The sequence below is a fragment of the Limnofasciculus baicalensis BBK-W-15 genome, assembly GCF_024178385.1.
Classification (GTDB): domain Bacteria; phylum Cyanobacteriota; class Cyanobacteriia; order Cyanobacteriales; family Coleofasciculaceae; genus Limnofasciculus; species Limnofasciculus baicalensis.
Map to the genome: position 1 here is coordinate 1 of NZ_JAMZMM010000302.1, position 7,506 is coordinate 7,506.

At 42.1% G+C, this 7,506-nt stretch carries 7 protein-coding genes; 1 reads left to right on the forward strand and 6 read right to left on the reverse strand.

Annotated elements, in window-relative coordinates; translation table 11 throughout:
* Positions 1-281: 281 nt before the first annotated feature.
* From NJ959_RS22580 to NJ959_RS30275, 4 genes are all read right to left on the reverse strand, one after another.
* The gene (locus tag NJ959_RS22580; RefSeq protein ID WP_254013997.1) at positions 282-764 is read right to left on the reverse strand and encodes a molybdenum cofactor biosynthesis protein MoaE; all 483 of its coding nucleotides are present in this window, start codon (positions 762-764) and stop codon (positions 282-284) included.
* A 192-nt stretch (positions 765-956) separates the two neighbouring features.
* A complete protein-coding gene (locus NJ959_RS22585; RefSeq protein WP_254013998.1) occupies positions 957-1,979 on the reverse strand; it encodes an aspartate carbamoyltransferase catalytic subunit in 1,023 nt (340 codons plus the stop codon).
* Between the two features lie 185 nt (positions 1,980-2,164).
* Positions 2,165-3,514: a magnesium transporter gene (gene mgtE, locus NJ959_RS22590; RefSeq protein ID WP_254013999.1), complete on the reverse strand. Its 1,350-nt coding sequence runs from the start codon at positions 3,512-3,514 to the stop codon at positions 2,165-2,167.
* 565 nt (positions 3,515-4,079) lie between these two features.
* A complete protein-coding gene (locus NJ959_RS30275) occupies positions 4,080-4,208 on the reverse strand; it encodes a hypothetical protein (RefSeq protein ID WP_256529601.1) in 129 nt (42 codons plus the stop codon).
* A 185-nt stretch (positions 4,209-4,393) separates the two neighbouring features.
* Here NJ959_RS30275 and NJ959_RS22595 point away from each other — a divergent pair, with 185 nt between their 5' ends.
* Positions 4,394-4,990 carry a sporulation/spore germination protein gene (locus tag NJ959_RS22595; protein WP_254014000.1) on the forward strand — a complete coding sequence of 199 codons (597 nt, stop codon included), beginning with the start codon at positions 4,394-4,396 and terminating at the stop codon, positions 4,988-4,990.
* A gap of 258 nt (positions 4,991-5,248) precedes the next feature.
* On the opposite strand, the gene NJ959_RS22600 is transcribed toward NJ959_RS22595, so the two are convergent.
* Together NJ959_RS22600 and NJ959_RS22605 are read right to left on the reverse strand one after the other, a co-directional pair.
* Positions 5,249-6,895 carry an acetolactate synthase large subunit gene (locus tag NJ959_RS22600; protein ID WP_254014001.1) on the reverse strand — a complete coding sequence of 549 codons (1,647 nt, stop codon included), beginning with the start codon at positions 6,893-6,895 and terminating at the stop codon, positions 5,249-5,251.
* A 332-nt stretch (positions 6,896-7,227) separates the two neighbouring features.
* Positions 7,228-7,506: hypothetical protein (locus NJ959_RS22605; RefSeq protein WP_254014002.1), on the reverse strand; the 279-nt coding region annotated here is incomplete at its 5' end.

The following is a 7,506-nucleotide window of genomic DNA, read 5'->3' on the forward strand; positions in this document are numbered from 1 at the left end:
AGTAGATGCACCCTGATGATCGGGAGAGTCGCCTCAGTGACTCTCCTTTTTTGTTGGCTAAAGTTTTCTTTCCCACTCCAAAAAACCCACTTTCGCAACAAATCTTTACAAAAACTAGTTAAATAAGGGGTGACACCCCTCAATCCTATCGTGCTATACTATGTTAAGTAGATGCACCCTGATGATCGGGAGAGTCGCCTCAGTGACTCTCCTTTTTTGTTATTAGTGGTTGCTTGCTAGTTCTTTGTTGTTGGAAACTAATAGAGATTAGAAGATCCCATTTAACATTTCTCAATGCTTGTTTTCTCACAAGCACCAATACTCACCCAACTACTATAACCATCAGCCCAATGTTCCTTTTTCCAAATAGGAGCATTGTGTTTTAAAGTATCAATCGCATATTGGCAAGCAGCAAATGCTTCCGAGCGGTGAGGGGAGCCTACAGCTACTAATACACTAATTTCGCCAATTTCTAACCGCCCCGTGCGATGATAAATTATCACTCGATTGACATCAGGCCAAGTCTGGCGAATATCAGATGCAATCCCCTCAAATACTCGTAACGCCATAGGTTGGTATGCCTGATACTCTAGAGCTACAACGGGTTTGCCATCAGTTTGATTCCGTACTGTACCGCTCATGACAACGACGGCACCATTTGCCGAATCATCTGCGAGGGCATAAACTTCTTCTAGGGATAATGGTGCAAAAGTAACTGCAAATTTATCTTTAGTATGTTTTTCAATTGGAGTGGTAAGAGGCATGGTTAATGGTTAATGGTTAATAGCTAATGGCTAATCGCTAATGGCTAATGGCTAATCGCTAATCGCTAATCGCTAATCGCTAATCGCTAATCGCTAATGGCAGGTTTAGCCAGGATATATGTTTTCCTCCCAACAACAAATAACCAACAACAAATAACCAACAACAAATAACCAACAACAAATAACCAACAACTAATGACTCCCACTCCCCATCAAATAGAGCAAAGCCATCCGCACAGCCACACCATTTGTTACTTGCTGGGAAATTAGACTAAATTGAGGATCGTCCATTAAATCTGAACTAATTTCCACACCTCTGTTTACCGGGCCAGGGTGTAGTATTTTCACATCAGGCTTGCATAATTTTAAGCGATCGCGCGTGATACCATAATGCTGGTGATATTCTCGCAAACTGGGCAATAAATGGGCACTCATCCGTTCCTTTTGCAGCCGTAATGTCATGACAAAATCCGCATCTTTTAAGGCTGGTTCAATATCCGAGTGGATAAATAGCTGTCGCCGAGGTATTTGGGATGATGAATCTTGATTACTATTGTCCTCATCTACAATTTCTGCAAACCATTTTGGCAGAAGAGTTGGGGGCGCAGCGAGATGAACTTCAGCTCGACTTGCCGTCAAACACCAAATATTAGAACGGGCAACCCGCGAGTGAATAATATCTCCAACAATAGCAATCTTTTTGCCAGCAAGGAGTCCTAAACGGGGATAATCAAAGTTGAGAAGACAGCAGATTGTAAAGAGATCCAGTAATCCCTGAGTAGGATGTTCGTGCTGTCCATCTCCTGCATTGAGAATACCAACTCGCGTGTCTAATCGATCCATTTCCGCTGCAATTGTCTGAGGTACTCCCGCATTCCGATGGCGAATTACCATCATATTAGCACCCATCGCCAGATAAGTTTTTGCCGTATCGAGAATAGTTTCTCCTTTCGTCAGGGAAGATGTACCGGGTGAAAAATTAAGTGTATCAGCAGATAGGCGTTTAGCGGCTAGTTCAAAACTACTGCGAGTACGAGTAGAGGGTTCAAAAAATAAATTGGCAATTACTTGTCCCTGTAGTGCAGGTACTTTTTTGGTACGCCGCGATAGCACTTCTCGAAAGCTAGCCGCTGTTTGTAACACAGTATCATATTCACTAGGAGAAAAATCAGCTAATCCAAGCACATGGCGGCGTGTCCAAACAGTGGTAGTCATGGGGAGTTTTGAGTTTTGAGTTTTGAGTTTTGGAGAGCGTTGCGGGACGAAGTCCATTTTGAATTTTAATTCAAGATTATATTAGCCTCTATCCGTAGGGTGCGTTAGCAAAGCATAACGGACCATCGCTACTATATGTAATGTCGCCGATTAAGTCCTGTTTCAGTTAATCCTTCATCCTTCATCTAAATTGGAAACACTTTTAGAGCAAGTGAAATTAGCGATAGGAAAATAATAAAGCCAATTGCATCTAACATAGTAGTCAGTAATGGACCACTAATCATAGCTGGATCTAGTTTTAGTCGCTTCATTGCCATGGGTAATAATGTGCCCAAGGTGACTGCGACAAAGACATTAATTGCCATAACCAGCCCAGCAGCAAAGGCTACCCAACGATCTTTGGGAGGTGCCCAAATTAAGGATAAACCAATCATGGTCAAACCTAAAGATAGGGATGTGCCACAAGCGGCTAGAATTTCCTTACGCAGAATTTTTAAGGTATCTTTGGGGGTGACTTCTCCCACACCGAGTCCCCGAATAGTGACGGTTAGGGCTTGAATGCCAACTGTGCCCCCAGTGTTAGAAAAAATGGGCATAATCACGGCTAACACTGGCACAAGGGCAATCACTTTCTGAAAGGGCGCGATCGCACTAGCAGCCCCGATATACAATCCCATTACTCCCACTAACCAGGGGAGACGTTTGCGCATTGTAACTAGAGGCGATGATAAGGCAGCTTCGTCACCACCACTCACACCAGCCAGTTTTTGAATATCTTCAGTGGCTTCTTCTTCTAAAATATCGACAACATCATCGATTGTGACAATCCCCACTAATCGATCTTCCCTATCCACTACAGGTACAGCTAGTAAGTCGTAGCGCTTCATTAGCTGCGCGACTTCTTCCTGCGGCATTTCTGTGCGAGCTTGAATTAAGCGATCGCTAGCTACATCGCGAATTAAGGTATCTGGCTGGGCAAATAACAATTGTCGTAAAGAGACGACTCGCATCAGTTTGCGGTTGTCGTCGGTGACGTAGGCGTAGTAAATTGTTTCTTTATCTTGGTCAGCTTGACGGATTTTCTCGATTGCTTGTTCGACGGTTAACCCTTGTCGTAGTTGCACATATTCTGTAGTCATCACCCTTCCGGCTGTGCCTTCCGGATAACCTAAAATTGTTGCTGTTGCCCGTCTTTCCGCAGTACTGAGTTGTTGCAAAAGCCGCTTAACAACTATAGCAGGTAACTCATCAAATAATTCTGCCCGATCGTCAGGGCGCATTGCCTCTACAATTTGAAAAACTTGACTATCATGTAGGGCATTTATCAATTCTTCTTGTATTTCTGGTGGTAAATATTCAAATACACTAATAGCTTGATCTTTCCGCAGAATGCGAAATGCGATCGCCCGACGCTCCGGGGAAAGATCGGTAATGAATTCACCTACATCTACTGCTGGTAAGCGATTGAGACCTGATTTGAGTTGGTTTAAATCGGCAACATCAAACAGTGTATTGCGAACTTCTTGTGTGAGCATAATGCCTCCTAATTCTCCCTCGCGCTGGGAGAGTAGGCTCATCCAGTGAGAGGGAGATTACTACTGTCAGGTAACGGACTTGAATCCATAAAATCGATAAAATTAAATCCTGGCAATTGCTAATAAATAGGCAATTTTTCCAGGTAAAATTTATTTATGCTACTTCGGTTGTTTATCATTTCGCTTCCTTGCTTTTTTTCTGACTAGATCCTTCTGGACTATTGGCGACGATATAGCTCCTCTTCGAGTTTGCTATACTTCACGCCGATAACGAAAAAATAAACACCCACACTTACCATTTTTGGTGTTAATTTCTACGAGAATAAACTCTTATTCTCCAAACATCAAATACCGATTATTCACACAGACACCATGGACAATTGTCCACAAGGATGAAAATCTATTTCCTTACCTCTTAGTTACCCACATCTACCTCTATTTTCAAGGTAAGGAATGCTAAACGTAAGGGTCAATTTCCTGTTAGTGTCGCTTAATAAATCGTTGCACCCAAATCTGAAGTTTCGACGGATTGACGTTTAAAGTCAATATCTGTACAGATTTCAACTTACTGACTGCCATCGGGCGATCGCCTGTAGCAGGCTAGGGAACGCGATCGCTCTCGCGAGTAAAGCCAGCAGATCGCACTAAATAATACATACCACATTATTCTTCCTCGATCGGGATTTTTTGTCAATAGACCCAACTTCCCTGTTTGATAACAATTTGCGATTCTTTCCTTAAAGTCTGAAATAGGGAGGATATTTTTGAATGCGTGACTTTTGACTTTTTCTCCGGATCTTTGGCAAACAGCTTTGAATATTAGCTGATGTAACTGTTGTAATAGGCAACAGCTAAAAGATCGTTTTACGAATAGCTAATATGAAGATCGTTCAACAATATCTAGCCCCTCTAGTTATTGGAGTATTTTGTGCTGGTTTTAGTAGCTATCATATCCTGGCTGCCAGCGAGGGCGAAGCGCTCCTGCAACGAGATCGCACAATATCTTCCTCCTCTGGCACAGTAGCCACCACTCAAGTAGCACCATCGCCATCTCCACTGCCAACAGATATTGCTGTCAAGGGGACAAATGAGGCTGGAAACCTAAGCATAAATAATAATAATAACACGATCTCACTCAATATCTATCATCCTGACAGTCAGTGCGAGACTCTCATCCCGGAAAAAGTAGCGGTTTCTGCCGATACTCCCGTGACAAATGCTGTAGGAAAAGTACTTGAATTAGCCACTTCTAGTGACTTCGATCTTGCTGGATATCGTGTTAATCTGGATCTCAACAAACGTGTGGTTACAATTGATTTTCGCCTATCTCCTAATACTAAGCGTCAGTTTGTTTCCCTCTCTACGTGCGAACAGTTTGCCCTATTCGGTACTTTGCGTAAAACTTTAATTGATAACCCTCAATTAAAGATTAAAGATGTGAGATTCACCAATCAAGGACAAGAAATTAAACTTTAATTCCTGTTGTTGCGATCATCTTCTAATTAACCCCTGTGCTTGAAGTTTTTTTTGTCAGGGGCGATTATGGGCACATTGCGATTGTCAATTTCTATGTATTTATATTCTGTTTGAGCGATTGTCATAACTTTTGCTCCTCAATATTCTTAACTCAAAACTCATTCCCCATTCCCCATTCCCCGGAATATTTCTCATTCTTGAGTTTTGAGTTTTAATTTAAAACTCAAAACTCAAAACTCAAAACTCTCTTCCCCATTCCTAAATCTTACAACTTAAATCCCCAGCCTTTTGAGTAAAGCGGAGGTTTTCGCCATAATCTACTGGGCAATCAATTACCGTAGGCACATCTTGCGCCATCGCTTCCTTTAGGGTAGGAATCAACTCCGCTACAGAATTAATCCGATAACCTTTTAGCCCCATACTTTCTGCAAACTTAACAAAATCAGGATTAGTAAAATGGACAAAAGCTGATTCACCAAATTGATTTTGTTGCTTCCATTCAATCAAACCATAGCCGCCATCATTGAAAATCAAAGTAACAAAAGGAGTCCCCACTCGTAAAGCAGTTTCCAATTCCTGGCAATTCATCATAAATCCGCCATCACCCGTAACCGCCACAATATTTCGATCTGGATAAACCAATTTTGCTGCAATTGCCCCCGGCAGGGCAATACCCATAGCAGCAAACCCATTAGAAATAATACAAGTATTCGGGCGATCGCAATGATAGTGACGTGCCATCCACATTTTATGGGCACCGACATCGGAAATCACAATATCTTCAGCTCCCATTACTTGGCGCAAGTCGTAAATTAGTTTTTGCGGCTTAATCGGAAATCCATCATCATTGGCATAATATTCGTAATCAGCCCGGATATCGGTTCTTAATTCTGCTGCATGAGGAGTCGGTTTCCCTGCCCTATCCCCTTGCTTCATTATTTCAGCTAGAGAGTCAGAAATATCCCCAACGACTTCTACCAAAGGAATATAACTGCTATCAATTTCAGCAGTAATTGCCCCGATATGAATAATAGGTATTTTTCCCTCTGGATTCCACTTTTTCGGGGAATATTCAATTAAATCGTAGCCAATCGCAATAATTAAATCAGCTTCATCGAAGGCACAGCTAACACGATCTCGCTGTTGCAATCCTACTGTCCAAAGTGATAATGGATGGGTATAAGGAATCATCCCTTTCCCCATAAAACTATTGACAACCGGAATATTCAACCGGGTAGCAAATTCTGTGAGCATTTCACTCGCATTAGCCCGAATTGCCCCATTTCCCACTAAAATCAAAGGATTTTTAGCCTTAGAAATGGCTACCGCTGCTTTGCCAATACTGCGAAAAGAAGCATAGGTTTTTTCCCGCGCATCTTTGTTTAGGGGTTCACCTGTTACTGGCATAGCCGCAATATTTTCTGGCACATCAATGTGAACCGCACCCGGTTTTTCACTTTGAGCAATTTTAAACGCCCGCCGGACTAATTCCGGTGTAATACTGGGGCGAACAATTTGAGCATTCCATTTAGTTACCGGATCGAACATTGCCACCAAATCTAAATATTGGTGAGATTCAATGTGCATTCGATCCGTTCCCACTTGCCCCGTAATTGCGACTAATGGTGCGCCATCAAGGTTAGCATCGGCAACCCCCGTCATCAAGTTAGTCGCACCAGGACCTAAAGTAGATAGACATACTCCCGCCTTACCCGTCAACCTGCCATAAACATCTGCCATGAAAGCAGCACCCTGTTCGTGACGGGTGGTGATAAACTTAATGGATGAATACTTTAGGGCTTGGAGAACATGCAAATTCTCTTCCCCAGGTAGTCCAAAAACGTACTCTACACCTTCGTTTTCCAGACAACGGACTAATAATTCTGCTGTGTTGATGTCGCCCATTTTCTTTTCCCCTTAAAAATTAATTGGCGATGGCTTTCGCTTTTGTGCTATGATATTAGTTTGGTTGAGCATTTGACTGTTGCTCTTCAGGAAAGCGTCAGAGACTTGAAGATAGGGAGCGACATTTTGTTACCCCCTGTTACAAATCAAATCTTTGCCATGAAGCTAATAGTTCTTTTAAGCTAACGTGTTTTATAGTCTTTCGTCTGTCGGGTATATTATGGTGCGCTAACACATTATATTTCACTCCTTTAATTGCTTACAGCTATCACCCTCATTCTACACCAAACGAGGAGTCACGCAATCAGGGATTATTGTCCATAAAAAATGCTCTAAAACCCATGGTGATTAAAGAGCCGCCTAACAGTGTAATTCCAAATCTGATTTTTTTTTGTTCCTTCTATTTTTTCGACTCGTTTATCTAAATTACTTAGGTTTGTCGTACAAGTGGCTAATTCTACGGTGAGTTTATCGACTTTTTCGTCCAGTTTATCAATTTTGTCGGAAAACTTCGCATCCAGTTTATCTATCTTATCATCAAGGCTGTCTATCTGACCCGAAAACTTCGCATTCAGTTTATCTATCTTATCTGACAACTCCCGATCTAGTTT

What these genes read in the sequence shown, in the direction of transcription:
- NJ959_RS22580 (WP_254013997.1), bottom strand. Translation starts at nt 764, where the DNA reads ATGCCTCTTACCACTCCAATTGAAAAACATACTAAAGATAAATTTGCA.
- NJ959_RS22585 (WP_254013998.1), bottom strand. Translation starts at nt 1,979, where the DNA reads ATGACTACCACTGTTTGGACACGCCGCCATGTGCTTGGATTAGCTGAT.
- mgtE (WP_254013999.1), bottom strand. Translation starts at nt 3,514, where the DNA reads ATGCTCACACAAGAAGTTCGCAATACACTGTTTGATGTTGCCGATTTA.
- NJ959_RS22595 (WP_254014000.1), top strand. Translation starts at nt 4,394, where the DNA reads ATGAAGATCGTTCAACAATATCTAGCCCCTCTAGTTATTGGAGTATTT.
- NJ959_RS22600 (WP_254014001.1), bottom strand. Translation starts at nt 6,895, where the DNA reads ATGGGCGACATCAACACAGCAGAATTATTAGTCCGTTGTCTGGAAAAC.